The following is a 16,628-nucleotide window of genomic DNA, read 5'->3' on the forward strand; positions in this document are numbered from 1 at the left end:
TGGTGAATAATGGCCTCTCATGCGTATGACAACATTGGGCAGGCGAGGCCTGCATGCGACGGTCCGCACTCTCTGGCGGGAATCCCGCAGCGTGATCCTGGTGCCCGCGACGGCACTGCTGTGTTCGATCGTGCCGGTCGTGGGCACGGGACTGCGGGAGTCCCGGCCACTGATGGAGGGAGAGACCGGTCTGCTCCGGTCCCTCGCATCACTGCCCGAGGGTTTCGACTGGGCGTCGACGCTGTTCGCATGGATGTTCTCCGGCATCGGCTGCACGATCATCATGGCGGCCCTCGCCTACGTGGCGTATCGTCATAGCCGGTCGCTGAGGAGGACCGTGCGCAACGTCGTCGTCTCCGCCGGGCCGACCGCCTATGTGACGGGGATCAAGCGGCTGGTGGACCGTCCCCGGCCGGTCACGTCGATCGGCTCGTCGCTGCTGCCAGCCGACCCCAGTTTTCCCAGTGGGCACACGGCCGGCGCGGTCATGGTCGCCACGATGGGCGTGCTGATGACCCGCAGGGCGAAGCGGCGCATCAGACGTTCGGCGGTCATGCTCGGCGTGCTGCTGGTCGCGGCCGTCGCCTTCTCCCGGCTGGTGCTGGGCCTGCATTTTCCGACCGACGTGATCGTGTCCGCACTGGTCTGTCCGGCGATCTCCTACGCGCTGTGGCATGTGTTCCTCGACGTCGGCCGCCGCAGGAGGCGCTGACGTCAAATGCCGGAGGCCTGCCCCTCCCCCTGTGGCAGGCCGAGTTCCTCGCGAAGCCATGCGAGTTCGGCGGCGATCTCGGCGTCGTGCACGCGGATGATGCCGCGTCGGTAGGGGTCGTCGATCTGCTCGATGGAGAGCGGATTGCCGGCGTCGCAGTAGAAGAAGTGCACGTCCTGTCGTGCGATCAGGTCGTAGCGCCGGCGCAGCACCGCGTCACGGTCGGCCTTGTCCGGCACGACGGAAAGGAACGTCAATACGATCGTCCATTTGGCGATGTCGCTGACGTAGAAGCCGTCGGCGTTCCTCAATTCGTCGATCAGCCGCGCGCGTCCGGCGTCGAGCAGCGTGAACACGCGGCGCTGCCGGCCGTCGCGCGGCTCGGACCGTTCGGAGATCAGACCGGCCCCGACGAGCCGCGACGTCGCGGGGTAGATGGCGCCGTCGCTGAATCTGCGCGCGTCGCCCTGCAGTTGCTCCATTTTCTTGCGCAGCTCGTAGCCGCACATGCATCGCTCGGACAGAAAGCCGAGGATCATCATCTCAATCACGCTCATGCCCTCAGTATATCTCTTTTCGACACGCCGCGTTTAGACATATCTCGATTCGATGTATATAGTGATGACCAACGCCACGAGATACCTCGAAAAGAGATATGTCGAAGCGTAGGAAACCGTAGTGACCACCCCATACGACACCTCGGCGACGGACCCCATCGGGGGCAACGGCGCCGGACAACCGAAAGGAACCCATCATGACGAACATCACCATCTTCGGCGCAGGCAACATCGGATCCGCCGTGGCCGGCATCGCCGTCAAGGCCGGCGCCGACGTGCAGGTCATCGACCGCAACCCGGACAAGGCCGCCGCCGCAGCCGAAGGCGTCGCCGGCGCGAAGTTCGGCGAGGCCACGATCACCGGCGACATCGTCGTGCTCGCCCTGCCGTTCCCCGCCTACGACGAGGTGATCACCGCCTACGCCGACCAGCTGGCCGGCAGGACCGTGGTGGATGTGGCCAACCCCATCGACTTCACCACCTTCGACCTCGCCCTGCCGGAGGGCGCCAAGTCCGCCGCCGAATGGCTGGCCGGCAAGCTGCCGCAGTCCACGGTCGTCAAGGGCTTCAACACCACGTTTGCCGCCACCCTGGCCACCGGCGTCAACGACGGCGCGCCGACCGTTGTGCAGCTGGCCTCCGACGACGAGGACGCCAGGAAGGCCGTCGCCGCCGTCATCGAGGCCGCGGGGCTCAAGACCGTGAACGCCGGCCCGCTCAAGCGCGCCCAGTACCTCGAGGGCTACGGCGCCCTGCAGATCATCCTCGGCGTGACCGAGCAGACCCCGTGGACCGGCGGCTTCAAGGTCGTCAGGTAGGCGAAGGCCGCAGTACCCGCAGTACCCCAGCCAACCCCGTTCCCGATGATTCACGGTGCCTTTCGGCCGTTTTCCCGGCCGGAGAACGACCATCAGGCACCATGAATCAGGCGGAGCGGGGTTTTTCGCCGTGTGTGTCGCGGTCCGACCGGCATATGTTATTGTTTAAATGTCGAAACGTTTAGACATTTAGATATATAGATTGTGACGGGAGTGCACGATGACGAAAAAGACCAATGCGACGAAAGGCGCCAATGTGGCGGAATCCATCACCACGGCAAACCCCACCGGCACGACGAAAGCCACCGGCACGGCAAACCCCACCGACACGGCAAATGCCAACGCCGCAACGACCGGCAGCGCCACGCGCCGCATGCTCGTCGCCGAACCGCTGACGCTGCCGTGCGGAGCGACGGTGAGGAACCGCTTCTACAAGTCGGCCATGAACGAGGCGCTCGCCGGCCGCGACTGTGCGCCGACCGAGGAGCATGTGCGCCTGTACCGGCGATGGGCGGCCGGCGGCGCGGGCGTGCTCGTCACCGGCAACGTGATGGTCGACCGAACACAACTGGGCGAGCCCGGCAACGTGGCCGTCGAGGACGAGCGCGATCTCGCCATGCTGCGCCGCTGGGCCGCGGCCGGCACCGAACACGGCACGCACTGCTGGATGCAGATCAATCACCCCGGACGCCAGTCGCCCATCACCATCAACCGCAGCCCGGTGGCGCCGAGCGCCGGACGGCTCGAAGGTGACTACGGCCGGTTCTTCGCCGAGCCACGAGAGCTCACCAAACCGCAGATCCGCGACATCATCCGCCGATTCGCCACCACCGCGGGCATTGCCCGGAAGGCCGGGTTCACCGGCGTGGAGATCCACGCGGCGCACGGCTACCTCATCAACCAGTTCCTCTCCCCTCTCGACAACCACCGCACCGACGAATACGGTGGCAGCCTCGAAAACCGGGCACGCCTCCTGTTCGAGATCGTCGACGCCGTACGCGCCGAGGTCGGCCCGAGATTCCCCGTCGCCGTGAAGATCAACTCCAGCGACGGGTCGGTGTCCGGCGGATTCGACGAAGTCGAATCCATCCGGGTCATCAGGCGGCTGTCGGCCATGGGCGTCGACCTCATCGACATCTCCGGCGGCACGCTGGAGAAGCCGGTCATCCAGACCAATTCCGGGGCCCGGGAGGATGAGACGCGCGGCGTCTACTTCACCGACTTCGCCGAACGCCTCGCCGGCACGATCGACACGCCGATCGCCCTGACCGGCGGCTTCCGCAACGCCGCCGACATGGAGAAGGCGCTCGCCGGCGGCGTCACGCAGATGATCGGCATCGCCCGGCCGCTCGTCGTCAAGCCGAACCTGCCGAACCTCATCATGAACGCACGATGGCGGGGCACGGTCCGGCTGCCGTGGATCACCACCGGTCTCAAGGCGCTCGACAGGGCGTTCGGCGGCATTCTCGTCATCAGCTGGTTCGAGCTGCAGATGAACCGTATCGGCCGCGGCAAGTCGCCCGACCCGCGCATCGGCGGACTGCGGGCGCTGCTCTTCGCCATCCGGCAGCACGGCATCGGCGCTCTCGCGCCCCGCCGCCGCAAGGGCCGGCAGTGAGCACGAGGAACGGAAGGAAACCTGCCATGTCCATCGCCATCATCACCGGAGCCAGTTCAGGGCTCGGACGTCGATACGTCGACGCGATAGTCGCCGAATGCCCGGAGGTCGATGAGATCTGGATCATCGCCCGCAATGCCGAGCGACTCGCCAGAACCGCCGCCGAATACCGGCATCCGCGCATCGTGCCGATGCCGCTTGACCTGACCGATCCTCAAGGCTTCGATCTGCTTAGGCAACGGCTGGAGGAACGACGGCCGACCGTCCGCATCCTCGTCAACGATGCCGGCGCCGTGCTCGGAGGCGAATTCGCAGGACAGGATTCGCGACGTATCATGCAGATGCTGAGGCTCAACGTCATCGGCATCACGATGATGACGCGCGTATGCCTGCCGTACATGCGGCGTGGATCGATGATCCTACAGGTCGGTTCCGTGTCCGGATTCGCGCCGAGCCCGAACCTCGCCGCCTACAGCGCCAGCAAAGCCTACATACGCACGTTCTCCATCACGCTGCGTCAGGAACTGCGATCGCAGGGAGTCCACGTCACCGCCGTGCAGCCCGGGCGCATGAATACGGCAATGAACAGGGGGAGGAACGGTTCGGGACTCGATGGCGACCGGCTCGGCTGGATCCCACAGCTCGACATGGACCGGTTGGCCCGAAATTCGATTCGCGCGGCGAAACGCAACCGCGCCACCTATACGATGGGAGCATTCAACAAGGCGCTCGCCGTATTGACGAAAATCCTGCCGACAAGCCTGTTCGTATGGTTTTCCGCGATGTGACCATGACGGTTCGCCGGTACAATGACATTCCGAACGGAAACGAGGTGGATGATGGCCTTTGACGAGCGAGACGGCGACACGGACCGTACCGGCAACGACGCGGCAAGCGGCAGGGCATGCGACGGGCCGATCCGCAGTCTGGAGATCCTCAACGAGTGCATTCCGCTGTTCGAGACGCTGAAGGATCCGAACCGTCAGCGGCTGCTCGTGCAGCTGGTGTGCGGAGGACCGCAGACGGTGGGCGAGCTGTGCGAATCCTCGACGCTTTCGCGCACGGCGGTCTCGCACCACATCAAGCTGCTGGCGCAGGCCGGGTTCATCGACGTCGCCAAGGAGGCCACGCGCCGCATCTGTACGGCCCGCGCCGACCGGTGGCTGCCGTTGCTCGACGAGCTCGCGGCCGCGCTAAAGGCCGATCTCGCCGCCGCCGAAGCGGAACGGACCGAGCGATAGCGGCCACGCCGGCCCGTTGGCCACCAGTCACCGGTTGGTCAGCGCCTCCTGGACCGGGGCGTAGCGCGCGCCCTCGATGTGGATGGCGTCGAGATGCTCCCGGATGTCGGCCAGCTCGTCGGCGGTGAAGGTGACGGCCGCGCCGCCCATGTTCTGCCGCATGCGCTCGACGTGCTTGGTGCCGGGGATCGGCGCGATCCACGGCTTCTGCGCCAGCAGCCAGCCGAGCGCGATCTGCGCGGGCGCCACACCGCGTTCGGAGGCCAGCGATTCCACGTATTCGGCCATGGCCACGTTGTGCGCCATGTGTTCGGGCGCGAACCGCGGGATCTTGCTGCGATAGTCGTCGTCGGAAAAGCGGGAGCCGGCGTCGAACCGCCCGGTGAGCATGGCCTTGCCCAGCGGACTGAACGGCACGAGGCCGATGCCGAGCTCCTCCAGCGTGGGAATCAGCTCCTCCTCGGGCCTGCGCCACCACATCGAGTATTCGTTCTGCACGGCGGTGACGGGCGTGACCATGTGCGCGCGACGCACGGTGGCGGGCGCCGCCTCGGAAAGGCCCCAATGCAGGATCTTGCCTTCGTCCATGAGCTCCTGCATCGTGCCGGCCACGTCCTCGATGGGCACGCGCAGATCCACGCGATGCTGGTAGTAGAGGTCGATGTGGTCGGTGCGCAGGCGACGCAGCGATCCTTCGACGGCCTTGCGGATCGTCGCCGGACGGGAGTCGGTCTGCTGAACGCGGCCGGAGGCGTCGAGCGGGGCCTCGCCCTCGCCGCCTTCGCCGCCGTCCGGATCGCCGTGCAGCGCGAAGCCGAACTTCGTGGCGATCACCACGTCGTCGCGGAACGGCTCCAACGCCTCGCCGACCAGTTCCTCGTTGGCGAACGGACCGTAGACCTCGGCGGTGTCGAAGAACCGCTCCCCCATCTCGTAGGCGGCTCGGATGGCCGCAATGGCCTCGTCATGCGGCAGGAACGGCGGCCAGCTCATGGTGAAGCCCATGCAGCCAAGGCCGATCGCCGAGACCTCCAGCGCCGCCTTTCCGGTGCCAAGCGTGCGCACGGGCATGTCGATGGGCGTATTCCCCTCATGTTGCTTATCAGCCATGATGCAATCCTTTCTCAATCGGTAATCGGTCTGGGTCGGGTCGAACGTTCGTTTTTTCCGGGCCTGAATCCGGGTCCGGGCCTCATATGGCCGCGATGGCGGCGAGCAGCGCGGGCACGATCGCCATGGTGAGCGTGGTGCTGGAGACCGTGGCCTTGCTCATGAGCTCCACGTCGCCGCCGAAGCGGCCGATGAACGCCGGGGCCATGGATCCGACCGGCATGGCGCCGATCACCACGAAGATGCCGATCATCATCGGATCGGCGACGAACGGCCTCACGGCGAGGAACAGGAGCAGGGGGCCTGCGAACTGGCGGATCAGGGACGCCGGGATCAGCCTCCACTCCCGGATGATCGAGGCCACGGGGATGCCGGAAAGATAGTAGCCGACGATCAGCATCGACAGCGGCGGCGTCATCGACCCGACCATGCTCAGCGAGTTCTGCAGGAACGCCGGCAGCGAAGCGCGGCAGACCAGCAGCGCGAGCGCCAGTAGCGAGCCGATGAGCCCGGAGTTGAGCATCGACCTCCACGGGATGACGATGCGGGGGCGGGGCCGTTCGCCATCCGGGCTCCGGTCTTCCCCGGACCGCCGCTCCCGCAGATCCCGGTCGACGGACAGCATGGCGAAGCCGAGACTGAACATGAGGCATCCGATGACGATCACGTACACGCTGCCGACGATGACCGCACGGTTCCCCCAGATCGCGGCGATGATCGGCAGGCCGATGAACCCGTTGTTGGTGCACAGCCCCATGAACACGTAGGCGGCGAAATCCCTGCGCGGTACGCGCAGCATCAGTGCCGCAAGCGCGGCGAACGCGAACATGCCGGCGAACAGGATGGCGGCGAGCGCGAACGCCATGGGCAGCTGGGCGAGCACCACGGACACGTCGGCGTCGGCCACCGAGGCGATGATCATGCAGGGCAGGGTGATGTCGACCATGATGCGGGTGATGCCCCGGCTTACCGGTTCGGTGAGGTAGCCGCGTCTGGCAAGCAGGTATCCCAGGGCGATGATGAGCGCGAACGAGCCCATCTGCGTGAGTACGACGGCGATTTCGCCCATCTGCGACCTCCGGATCATGCGGTGCTGACGGCGATGTCCGTCACCGCCTTCCGAACCCATGAAACCGCGGAACGCCGCAAAGATCCAATACCCGCCACGGATGGTTTTCCATGACGATATTGCATGACGCCGCCCATATGATCAGTCCTCGTCATCACCCGTATCGATGCCATCATTCGTATCGATGCCACCGCCCGCACCGACGCCACCGACCGCACCGGTCATTGCGCTCGCCGGCATCGGCTCAGATCACCATGGGATCCCCATCATGTCGGCCATGTCCTCCATGTCGAGGCCGGTGTCCTTGGCGCGGCCGTAGAAGAGCCGGATCCACCCCGGGAAATCCGGATGGTATCCGCCCTTCCCGAAGGCGTTCATGAGCGCGTCGCGGGTATCGGGCCCGTCGGGTCGTCTCGCCTCGTAGACCGCGATCGCGCATGGCCGCCATGTGCCGCGCACCCTGGCGATGCGGTTAACGATGACGCCGCCGTGCGCGCCGTCGTATTTGGCGGCGTCAGGAGGACAGTACAGCTCATAGCTCCGGCCGTTGCGGACGTCCTTCACCCTCATCCGCGAGCGCGACGCATTGGCGTCGTCGATCCAGAACATCGAGGCGAAATTGGTGGCGTCCACCTCGCGCATGTCGGCGAGATGGGCCGTGCCGATGCGCCCGCAGTCGTACAGTCGCTCGGCCGCCACCAGATACGGCGACTTGGAGGGTCCGGCGTATCCATCGCCGTCGCGGCAGTCACCGTCGCGGCCGCCATCACCGTGGCCGTCGTCGTCATTGCCGTGGCCGTTCTCTCTCCGCAGACGCAGCCGCGGCCTGCCGTCCCGCCCGTCGTCGTCCACCGACGCGGGGTCGACGGCGCATTCGAAGGCGAACCAGTCGCAGAACGACCAGTCGATCAGACGCAGCACGCCGTCCGGATGCCGTTTGAACGGGTTCATGTTCACCTCCCGGTAGAATCGGCGTCTGGCGTCGTCGTAGCCCTCCGGATCGGACCGGCGGAACAGTTCGGCCACGCTGCCGGTGTCCAGCAGCGCCGTCCCGGAATCGTCCGCATGTTCCATCGTCATCACCATGATCGTTCCCCGCTTCCCTGTGGTTTGGTCATATCCCCCGCGAATCCCTCGCAGGTGAGCCACACTGTAGGGCGCACGGATCATGCGCCGCAACGGGGTCGGCGGGAATGTGGATAAGCGGCCGGATTCCCTGCCGAAATCGGGAAAATGTGGATAACTTCATGCCGAATCGGCCGTTGTGGACAATTTCTGTCGGCCTGCGGTCACCCGTGCAGATACCGGCCGGTGACGCTGGCGGGACTGGCGGCGATATCCGACGGGGATCCGGTGGCGACGATGCGGCCGCCTCCCACGCCGCCGCCGGGACCCATGTCGATGATGTGATCGGCGTTGGCGATGACGTCCAGATCGTGTTCGATGACGACGACCGTGGCGCCGGCGGCGACCAGCCGGTCGAAGACGCCGAGCAGCACGCGCACGTCGAGCGGATGCAGTCCGATGGTCGGCTCGTCGAACACGAACACGGCGTCGGATTGCGCCCGCCCCATGTCGCTGGCGAGCTTGAGCCGCTGCGCCTCGCCGCCCGACAGGGCCGGCGTCGGCTCACCAAGCGTGAGATATCCCAAGCCAAGATCATGCAGGGTCTCCAGTCGCGTATGGACCTTGCGCAGATCGGCGGTTGCGGCCAGCGCCTCGTCCACGCTCATCGCCATGAGCTGCGGCAGGGTCAGCGGCCGCGCTTTGCCGGAGTCTCCCCGTTCCGAGTTCGGTTTCGCGCCCGTCTTCGGCGTGCGGTGGATATGCCCCGCCTCGGGAGCGTATCGGGTGCCATGGCAATCGGGGCATTCGATGTCCACGTCGGGCAGGAACTGCACGTCCAGCGAGATCGACCCGGTGCCGTCGCAGGTGGGGCAGCGCAGCCGTCCGGTGTTGTAGGAGAAGTCCCCCGCCCTGTATCCGGCCGCCTTGGCCTCCTCGCCGCGTGCGAACGCGCGACGCAGTTCGTCGTGGATGCCGGCGTAGGTGGCGACGGTCGATCGCACGTTCGCGCCGATCGGCGTGGCGTCGATGAGGTTCGCGCGCGTGATGCCTTCCGCGTCCAGCACACGCACATGATCCGGAAGGCTCTCCCCCGCCGCGCGCGCCTTCAGCGCGGGGATCAGCGACTCCAGCACCATCGTCGTCTTGCCGGACCCGGAGACACCGGTCACGACGGTGAGCCGGCCGTGCGGAACGTCCACGCTCAGGGGCCTGACCGTATGCAGCGGACCGGTCTCCATATGGATCCGCCCGGCCTTGAACATATCGGCGGGAGCGACGACGTCGCGCACGCGTGCGGCATGATCCTCCGTCAGGAACGGTGCGATGCGGCTGCCATCGGTCCGCGCGACCTCGTCCACCGTGCCCTGGGCGATCACATGGCCGCCGTCGGCGCCGGCCACCGGCCCCATCTCCACCAGATGGTCGACGGCCTTCAGGACCCGCACGTCATGATCGACGACGACCACGGAATTGCCGTCGGCCACGAGGTCCCGCATCACGCCGAGCAGACCGTCCACGTTCGCCGGATGCAGGCCGATCGACGGCTCGTCCAACACATACAGCACGCCGGTCGTACGATTGCGCACGGCACGGGCCAGCTGCACGCGCTGGCGCTCGCCGGTCGAGAGCGTCGCCCCGGCGCGATCGAGCGACAGATAGCCGAGGCCGAGCTCGAGCAGCCGTTTCGCCACGTCAAGGAACGATTCGCCGATGTTACGCGCCATCCGCCGCATTTCCGGCGGCAGCGTCTCGGGCACGCCGCGCACCCACGCCACGGCGTCGTCGAGCGTCATGGCCGTGGCCTGCGCGAGATTCACGTCGCCGATTCGCGGTGCCCGGGCGGCCGCCGACAGTCTCGTGCCGCCGCAGTCGGCGCACGGCCTCTCCACGAGGAACCGGGCCACGCGTTTCAGCCCCTTCTCGTCCTTGGCCTTGGCGAGCGCGTTCTCCACCGTGTAGACGGCGTTGTAGTAGGTGAAGTCAAGTTCGGCGAAGTCGTCGGATTTCTTCGACCGGTAGAGGATGTGCTTCTTGACGGCCGGCCCGTTGAACACGATGTCGCGTTCCTTGGCGGTGAGCTGGTTGAACGGCACGTTCGTGCGCACGCCCATCGCGCCGCACACCTGCTTCATGAGGTCCCACATGAGCGAGCCCCATGGCAGTACGGCGCCGTCGTCGATGGATTTCGTCTCGTCGGGCACGAGCGCGGCGCGGTTGACCTCGCGCACGATGCCGGTGCCGGAGCAGACGGGGCAGGCGCCGGCCGAGTTGAAGGCGAGGCTTTCGGCGCCGGGGCCGTGGAACTGCCTGCCGCAGCCGGAGCAGGTGATGGGCAGTTCGGCGGCCACGTTGAGGCTCGGCTCGTTGCGTACGCCGCAATAGGGGCAGACGTGCGAGCCGACGCGGGAGAACAGGAGCCTCAAGCTGTTGAGCAGTTCGGTCATGGTGCCGAACGTGGAGCGCACGCCGGGCACGCTCGGCCGCTGATGCAGGGCGAGGGCGGCGGGTACGTGGCGCACGTCGTCCACCTGCGCACGGCTGGCCTGGGTGAGCCGGCGGCGAGTGTACGTGGAGAGGGCCTCGAGGTAGCGCCTCGAGCCTTCGGCGTAGAGCACGCCCAACGCCAGCGACGACTTGCCTGACCCGGAGACGCCGGCCACGCCGACCATCTCCCCCAGTGGAATGTCGATGTCGACGTTCTTGAGATTGTGCACACGGGCGCCGCGCACCTCGATGGCGTCGGGGCCGCGCATGCGTCGCCGCGTGGATCGACGCCCTGCTTCGCCCCCGCTCCGCGTCGTTTCGTACCCATCCCTGTCTTCGGTCATGGCTCCCATTGTAGAAGCGATGGAAGCTCGGCAATTCCCTCATATACATCACGGGCCGAAACCTCCGGCATCCGCAACCTACGGTGCGTTATGGTCGTTTTTCACGGGAGAAAGAGGTGCGGACGAAATGTTGGACGCTTCGGCGTCCGGATTGGAGTCCGTATGTATTCGGTGGGATTCGGGGGAATCGGCCCACTTTGTCGCGAGCAGACGATACTTCAATCACCCGTTGTATTCGACACGCCGACGACCCGCTGAATTTCCAAGCGTAATGCAGGTTGCCATCTATTCTTTTTTGATTCTTATTCCCAATCGTTAGATAATTTTCTTAGGCGGCTTCACAACGAAGACACTGATCCCGGAAAGGTGACTTACCGGGAATAATCACATAGAGAAAAGGTGCGCGAAGATCTGGACCATCCTCGCGCACCTGTCGGATGAGCCATGATGATGCTCACTCGCAAATCACCATCATGGCACTTTCGACGCAGAAAGCAACCGCGCTGTCCGGAAACCACACCGAACAGCCATACATAAGTCAGGTGGTGATAATCATGACCATGCGAGACAATATCGCCGACGACGGCTTCGCACCGTGGCTGCTGCAAGGGGCAACTCTGGATCACGGATACCCTTGTATAACGCCACTGCCCGAGACAGTGCCAATGCCGAAGGACCTTGTTCCTTTCGACAAACGGAACTCGGTTAAAAACAAGCATGCGTTCATCCACTTCTACGAAAACGATCGGCGTTTCCGATCCCTAGCCGCGAATCCGGATCGCTACATCCCAAAGCTGAAGGAATTCGACGGAGTCATCTCACCTGATTTTTCACTGTATTGGGACGCACCATTACCCGTACTGCAGGCCAACACCTACCGCAACCGCCTTCTCGGACATTACATGCAACGTCAAGGTCTCCCCGTCACTCCCAACATCCGCTGGGGAGATGAACGTACCTTCGAGTTCTGTTTCCTTGGCATCGCGAAATGCAGCATGGTTGCGATCAGCACCGTCGGATGTCTCTCCTCCCGCAAAGGAATGTCATACCTCAGCGCAGGCCTTGAAGCCATGATGGACATTCTGGAACCGTCACGTGTCATCGTCAACGGCCCCATGCCTGCCATCATCTTCGGCAAGTACTGGAATCTCGCCGAATTCCGCACATACGCGTCGTGGACGCATCGTATGAAGGGACGTAGCTATGGGAACCGGTGAATCAGGAATCTACTATACTTCCGACGGCAGCAAGCGAGTACACCACCAAGCACTGATTCACAGTATCGAAGGGGTCTTCACACATAATCCTCGTACAGGACGAATCCAGAAAATGAAAAGCGGGGGACATGGTCAGGCCAACCTTGATCTGTTAGATAATTTAGGTATCAGATACGTCATTGACGAGACCTTTTCCAACGGTGTCCGCAAAGGCCACGTTGAGGGGCATTACGCCAAGAAAAAACGAGAACGCGAAGGCCAGCTATGGTTTCCTCGCAATTGGACAACACGAGACATCGTCAAAGCCGGGGAGCATGTAAGCGGCTTGAAATCCAATCGCAACAGGCCGGAAGGCATCATCTGGTGGGGAACCTATAAAGGCGTGCGAGTCGGCATCATCAAACGCAACGGACAGGTTCAAACCATCTTTCCGGCAGAAAATCAGCCAAGAACGAAAGGAAAACGATGAACCCGAACATCAGACAGGCCATTCAACAACGCGCCCAGACTATCGACGAAGACTACATCATGGTCGAAAAGGCTTGGAAAGATATGGTCGCAGCTTGCACAAGCAATGTTGATGAAACAGTCCACTTTATTGACACACAATGCACTGCGGATGAATTGTCATGGCTCAGCGAAGTCTACGACGAACTTATCGATCAAACGCAAAGCCCCGGACTCGCGGTATCTCTGTATAACGCCATTATCCGGAATCCCGAAGAAAACAAGCGGTACAGCCTGATGCCAACCCTCGATGAGGCCGTTGAAGTCTACGGTAATTATCATGTGCGAAAGGCATACCGTCAGGCAAAGGATCAGTGACCCTTCATGAAGAAGAACGATGTGGTGAATCTCATCAAATACCACATGGACCGCAACGAAGCCGGCTTTCTCCAGCAGGCCCGGCAAATCGCCAATGACTTCCAGGCCAACGGTGACGCGGCATTGGGCCAGTATGTGAACGCACTTCTGTCCAACGCCAACGCAATTAGTCCGCAGTCCCGCGGATTCGTCAATACCGTCCCCGATGCAATACGCGTGCTCACGTTGGATGACGAGCCTCTTCCGCTGCCCAACGCAATACAAGAAGACCTGCGCGGCATCATCAACGCCGTCGGCAATGCACTGGGCGTCAACCGGTTTCTGTTCCAAGGCGCCCCCGGCACCGGCAAGACGGAATCGGCCAAGCAGATGGCCCGCATACTCTCCCGCGACCTATACATGGTAGAAACCAGCATCCTCATCGACAGTCGCCTCGGGCATACATCAAAGAACATCGATAATTTGTTCCAACAGATCAACGAGCTGGCCCATCCCGACAAGGTCATCATTCTGTTCGATGAAATCGATACACTGGCTATGGACCGGGTGAACTCACATGACGTGCGCGAAATGGGACGAGCCACATCGGCCATGCTCAAGGGGCTGGATTCTCTCAACCGAGATGTGACGCTCATTGCCACCACCAATCTATATGAGTCATTCGATCCGGCGCTCCTACGTCGTTTCGACGCAATCGTCGACTTCAATCGCTACACACAGGATGATCTCAAGACGATTGCGGAAATCCTCATGCAGCATTACGTAGGCAAGTTGGAACATGCGATTCCCAATAAGCGCTTGTTCACAAAAATCCTCGCACTCATGCCGCAGTTGCCGTATCCCGGTGATATGAAGAACCTCATCCGTACGAGTCTTGCCTTCAGTTCCCCCGACAGTGGCACCGACTATCTACGCAGATTCTATATCTCCACGCTCGGCAAAGAGCCGGACGACCCGGAGACCCTACGAAAGGAAGGCTTTACCCTGAAGGAAATCGAAGTGCTTAGCGGCGTAGCGAAAAGTACAGCGGCGCGAAAGATTTCAGCGAGAGGATAGAACGAGATGAACACACTGCTGGAACTGCGCAAGCCATTTGAAAGCCGTACAGGAACCGCAGCCGGTGGGCCTCCGCATATTCCACGAGAAAAATCGGTCTCAGCCGACAAGCTCATGTCGCTTGCCGATGAGCTGCGCCGACTGTTGGATTCGTGGCCGAAAGATTCGCTGATTGGAAGCAACGTTCTTGTAGAAGCCCATTACCGCGACGTCGTGGCAAAAAGCAATCGTATGCTGCGACTGCTTCGCCAGTCGGTGGACGTTCCAGTCAATCGTTCCGTTGTGGGAGCCAGGTTCGAGCGCAACCACAACGGGTCTCCTCGGCACGTCATCACGTATTGCGTGACTAAAGACACTGTTAAGGACACCGCGGAACTTCTATGCCGATGTGCCCGATATCTGCGTGACGACACACGGTTCAATGGGGTGATGGAGTCCATACCGCTCGACAAGTTCAACAGAAACAAACAGTGTATGCCAGATGGTTTGACCAAAACCGGATTCGCGCAAGTGGTAAAGGATGCGTATTACGTGAATGAATTCACGCTGCCACAAGGATTAACGGACGACGCATCCACCGGTTCATTCATCACACTCTTTGACACAGGACTCCTGACGGTCGATCAAATGATGACACGGTTGGGAATCCCACCCACCGACTATCAAACCGTCGACCGATTGACGTTTGTCGCCAACAACGAATCGCTCATTGACCACATCCGCCGATCGGCCCCCTATCTGGTCTCCATGTCCGCGGTAATCGGCGATTTTTCGCAAGAGCCGCTGTTCCATTCGCAGGTTCCACGACGTCAGGCACCGTTGATCCCCTCCCCCTCCAACGAGCCAACGGTGGGTGTCATCGATACCGGATTCGACGAATCCGCGTATTTCTCCGAATGGGTGACGATGGAAAGCCACATCAGGAGCATTACCAGAGACAAGCTCTCAGACGAAGACATGCGTCATGGCACCGCTGTCACCTCTATTATCGTGGACGGACCGACTTTGAATCCCCAACTCGATGATGGATGCGGCAGATTCCGCGTCCGTCATTTCACCGTGGCACGTGACGGAGTGAACAGCCCGGTGACGATTCTGGAGCAAATCGAAAGCATCGTCAAAGAGAATCTTGACATCAAGGTCTGGAACCTTTCTTTGGGCTCAAAAACAGAAATTTCACGGAACTTCGTTTCCCCCATCGCTGCCCTATTGGATCGGCTCCAGTTCGACTACGACGTGATGTTCGTTGTCGCCGGCACGAATCTGCCAACAGAGGTTCCCGACGACACTCGGATGCGCATCGGATCTCCGGCGGACTCCATCAACTCGATAGTGGTCAATGCCTGCGATTCTTCCGGTAAACCCGCCTCATACACCAGAAGAGGCCCCGTGCTTGAATTCTTCCGTAAACCCGATATCGCCTACTACGGCGGAGATAAGGATGGTCGGATTAAGGTATGGACCCCGCGAGGCATCGTTGAAGAGGAGGGAACCTCCTTGGCTGCACCCTGGATCACCCGGAAGATCGCCTATCTGATCCACATCATGGGATTCTCCCGTCAAACGGCCAAAGCACTGCTTATCGACGCCGCTACGACATGGCGGACACATGACGAGGATGACTGGCGTACACAGGGATTTGGCGTGCCGCCAATCCGTATCGACGATATTCTCCAAACACCGAATGACGAAATCAGATTCACGATTTCCGGAGTCGCCGAACGATACGAGACCTATCAACTCCAATTGCCGGTCCCAGTCGACAACAAAGGCCGGCATCCGTTCATGGCACGCGCCACACTATGCTATTTTCCCCAATGCGATCGCCATCAAGGCGTCGATTACACAAAGACCGAGTTGGACCTGCATTTCGGGCGCGTCAAGCCGCCCTCCGAGGCACGACTGAGAAGACACCCCGATGCCAAACCGACCGTGGAATCAATCAACGGCAACATCCAGGCGGAACTTGCATTCGTCAACCTTCTCGAAGGCAATGCCCGCCTACGATATCGCAAGTGGGATAATACCAAGGTCATCTTCGATATCGAGAAAAGCCGCTTCGCGGCACGCAAGACCTATACTCCGCAAGGTTTCTGGGGCATATCAGTGCTAGCCAAGGAACGTTGGAAACCCCAAGATAGCGACAAACCACGAGCCCTGCCTTTCGGCACGGTTATAACCCTACGCGAGATGGAGGGACGCAACCGCATCGAGGATTTCAAACGGCAGTGCATGATGTGGGGATGGACCATCAACACCATCACCATTGAAAACCGTATTGACATCTATGCCGAAGGTGAGCAGGAAATCACATTTGAGTAGTGCAAGAATCCGGTATTGAACGCAAGAAACGTAAGCTTCACGGGCCGAAACCTCCGGCATCCGCAACCTACGGTGCGTTATGGTCGTTTTTCGCGGGAGAAACGGCGGAAGGGGGTGCGGATGTTTTTTTGGATGGCTAGGCGGCCAGTCCAAGGTGTTTGCGGTATTGCACCGGACTCATCCAGCC

At 62.1% G+C, this 16,628-nt stretch carries 15 protein-coding genes; 10 read left to right on the forward strand and 5 right to left on the reverse strand.

Annotated features, from left to right (window positions below; translation table 11 throughout):
- The first annotated feature begins 19 nt into the window (after positions 1-19).
- Positions 20-712 (forward strand): phosphatase PAP2 family protein, encoded by a 693-nt coding sequence (locus tag CSQ87_RS09740; RefSeq protein ID WP_341476085.1) that lies wholly within the window; start codon positions 20-22, stop codon positions 710-712.
- A 2-nt stretch (positions 713-714) separates the two neighbouring features.
- Here CSQ87_RS09740 and CSQ87_RS09745 read toward each other — a convergent pair whose 3' ends face one another.
- The gene (locus CSQ87_RS09745; protein WP_100513684.1) at positions 715-1,269 is read right to left on the reverse strand and encodes a PadR family transcriptional regulator; all 555 of its coding nucleotides are present in this window, start codon (positions 1,267-1,269) and stop codon (positions 715-717) included.
- A gap of 197 nt (positions 1,270-1,466) precedes the next feature.
- On the opposite strand from CSQ87_RS09745, the gene CSQ87_RS11170 reads away from it, so the two are divergent.
- The 4 genes from CSQ87_RS11170 to CSQ87_RS09770 all read left to right on the forward strand — a co-directional run bounded on the left by CSQ87_RS11170 (position 1,467) and on the right by CSQ87_RS09770 (position 4,946).
- On the forward strand, positions 1,467-2,087 hold the full coding sequence (locus CSQ87_RS11170) for an NADPH-dependent F420 reductase (protein WP_100513685.1): 621 nt from the start codon (positions 1,467-1,469) through the stop codon (positions 2,085-2,087).
- A 220-nt stretch (positions 2,088-2,307) separates the two neighbouring features.
- A complete protein-coding gene (locus CSQ87_RS09760; protein ID WP_243388909.1) occupies positions 2,308-3,705 on the forward strand; it encodes an NADH:flavin oxidoreductase/NADH oxidase family protein in 1,398 nt (465 codons plus the stop codon).
- Between the two features lie 26 nt (positions 3,706-3,731).
- The gene (locus CSQ87_RS09765) at positions 3,732-4,493 is read left to right on the forward strand and encodes an SDR family NAD(P)-dependent oxidoreductase (RefSeq protein ID WP_100513688.1); all 762 of its coding nucleotides are present in this window, start codon (positions 3,732-3,734) and stop codon (positions 4,491-4,493) included.
- A 48-nt stretch (positions 4,494-4,541) separates the two neighbouring features.
- Complete coding sequence (locus CSQ87_RS09770) at positions 4,542-4,946, forward strand: ArsR/SmtB family transcription factor (RefSeq protein ID WP_243388910.1); 405 nt, start codon at positions 4,542-4,544, stop codon at positions 4,944-4,946.
- A 27-nt stretch (positions 4,947-4,973) separates the two neighbouring features.
- Here the strand turns inward: CSQ87_RS09770 and CSQ87_RS09775 are convergent, their stop codons facing one another.
- From CSQ87_RS09775 to CSQ87_RS09790, 4 genes are all read right to left on the reverse strand, one after another.
- Positions 4,974-6,056 carry an aldo/keto reductase gene (locus CSQ87_RS09775; RefSeq protein ID WP_207761138.1) on the reverse strand — a complete coding sequence of 361 codons (1,083 nt, stop codon included), beginning with the start codon at positions 6,054-6,056 and terminating at the stop codon, positions 4,974-4,976.
- Positions 6,057-6,138: 82 nt separating this feature from the next.
- The gene (locus CSQ87_RS09780) at positions 6,139-7,125 is read right to left on the reverse strand and encodes an AEC family transporter (protein WP_165776824.1); all 987 of its coding nucleotides are present in this window, start codon (positions 7,123-7,125) and stop codon (positions 6,139-6,141) included.
- 249 nt (positions 7,126-7,374) lie between these two features.
- Entirely contained in the window at positions 7,375-8,211 is an 837-nt protein-coding gene (locus CSQ87_RS09785; RefSeq protein ID WP_100513690.1) for a hypothetical protein, read from the reverse strand.
- 203 nt (positions 8,212-8,414) lie between these two features.
- Complete coding sequence (locus CSQ87_RS09790; RefSeq protein ID WP_100513691.1) at positions 8,415-10,946, reverse strand: excinuclease ABC subunit UvrA; 2,532 nt, start codon at positions 10,944-10,946, stop codon at positions 8,415-8,417.
- A 548-nt stretch (positions 10,947-11,494) separates the two neighbouring features.
- Here CSQ87_RS09790 and CSQ87_RS09795 point away from each other — a divergent pair.
- From CSQ87_RS09795 to CSQ87_RS09815, 5 genes are read left to right on the forward strand one after another with little or no spacing between them, the layout of a single operon-like run.
- Positions 11,495-12,238: a DUF4417 domain-containing protein gene (locus CSQ87_RS09795; RefSeq protein WP_165776825.1), complete on the forward strand. Its 744-nt coding sequence runs from the start codon at positions 11,495-11,497 to the stop codon at positions 12,236-12,238.
- A complete protein-coding gene (locus CSQ87_RS09800; protein WP_100513693.1) occupies positions 12,225-12,707 on the forward strand; it encodes an EndoU domain-containing protein in 483 nt (160 codons plus the stop codon). The genes CSQ87_RS09795 and CSQ87_RS09800 overlap by 14 nt, the downstream gene beginning before the upstream one ends.
- On the forward strand, positions 12,704-13,063 hold the full coding sequence (locus CSQ87_RS09805) for a hypothetical protein (protein ID WP_100513694.1): 360 nt from the start codon (positions 12,704-12,706) through the stop codon (positions 13,061-13,063). Before CSQ87_RS09800 ends, CSQ87_RS09805 begins: the two co-directional genes overlap by 4 nt.
- 6 nt (positions 13,064-13,069) lie before the next feature.
- Entirely contained in the window at positions 13,070-14,119 is a 1,050-nt protein-coding gene (locus tag CSQ87_RS09810; protein WP_100513695.1) for an ATP-binding protein, read from the forward strand.
- A gap of 6 nt (positions 14,120-14,125) precedes the next feature.
- On the forward strand, positions 14,126-16,441 hold the full coding sequence (locus tag CSQ87_RS09815; protein WP_100513696.1) for a S8 family peptidase: 2,316 nt from the start codon (positions 14,126-14,128) through the stop codon (positions 16,439-16,441).
- Positions 16,442-16,628: the final 187 nt, after the last annotated feature.

It is taken from the genome of Bifidobacterium simiarum, assembly GCF_002802905.1.
Taxonomy (GTDB): Bacteria; Actinomycetota; Actinomycetes; order Actinomycetales; family Bifidobacteriaceae; genus Galliscardovia; species Galliscardovia simiarum.

What these genes read in the sequence shown, in the direction of transcription:
- CSQ87_RS09765 (WP_100513688.1), top strand. Translation starts at nt 3,732, where the DNA reads ATGTCCATCGCCATCATCACCGGAGCCAGTTCAGGGCTCGGACGTCGA.
- CSQ87_RS09745 (WP_100513684.1), bottom strand. Translation starts at nt 1,269, where the DNA reads ATGAGCGTGATTGAGATGATGATCCTCGGCTTTCTGTCCGAGCGATGC.
- CSQ87_RS09760 (WP_243388909.1), top strand. Translation starts at nt 2,308, where the DNA reads ATGACGAAAAAGACCAATGCGACGAAAGGCGCCAATGTGGCGGAATCC.
- CSQ87_RS09795 (WP_165776825.1), top strand. Translation starts at nt 11,495, where the DNA reads ATGGCACTTTCGACGCAGAAAGCAACCGCGCTGTCCGGAAACCACACC.
- CSQ87_RS09770 (WP_243388910.1), top strand. Translation starts at nt 4,542, where the DNA reads ATGATGGCCTTTGACGAGCGAGACGGCGACACGGACCGTACCGGCAAC.
- CSQ87_RS11170 (WP_100513685.1), top strand. Translation starts at nt 1,467, where the DNA reads ATGACGAACATCACCATCTTCGGCGCAGGCAACATCGGATCCGCCGTG.
- CSQ87_RS09805 (WP_100513694.1), top strand. Translation starts at nt 12,704, where the DNA reads ATGAACCCGAACATCAGACAGGCCATTCAACAACGCGCCCAGACTATC.
- CSQ87_RS09790 (WP_100513691.1), bottom strand. Translation starts at nt 10,946, where the DNA reads ATGCGCGGCCCCGACGCCATCGAGGTGCGCGGCGCCCGTGTGCACAAT.
- CSQ87_RS09800 (WP_100513693.1), top strand. Translation starts at nt 12,225, where the DNA reads ATGGGAACCGGTGAATCAGGAATCTACTATACTTCCGACGGCAGCAAG.
- CSQ87_RS09780 (WP_165776824.1), bottom strand. Translation starts at nt 7,125, where the DNA reads ATGGGCGAAATCGCCGTCGTACTCACGCAGATGGGCTCGTTCGCGCTC.
- CSQ87_RS09785 (WP_100513690.1), bottom strand. Translation starts at nt 8,211, where the DNA reads ATGGTGATGACGATGGAACATGCGGACGATTCCGGGACGGCGCTGCTG.
- CSQ87_RS09775 (WP_207761138.1), bottom strand. Translation starts at nt 6,056, where the DNA reads ATGGCTGATAAGCAACATGAGGGGAATACGCCCATCGACATGCCCGTG.
- CSQ87_RS09810 (WP_100513695.1), top strand. Translation starts at nt 13,070, where the DNA reads ATGAAGAAGAACGATGTGGTGAATCTCATCAAATACCACATGGACCGC.
- CSQ87_RS09740 (WP_341476085.1), top strand. Translation starts at nt 20, where the DNA reads ATGCGTATGACAACATTGGGCAGGCGAGGCCTGCATGCGACGGTCCGC.
- CSQ87_RS09815 (WP_100513696.1), top strand. Translation starts at nt 14,126, where the DNA reads ATGAACACACTGCTGGAACTGCGCAAGCCATTTGAAAGCCGTACAGGA.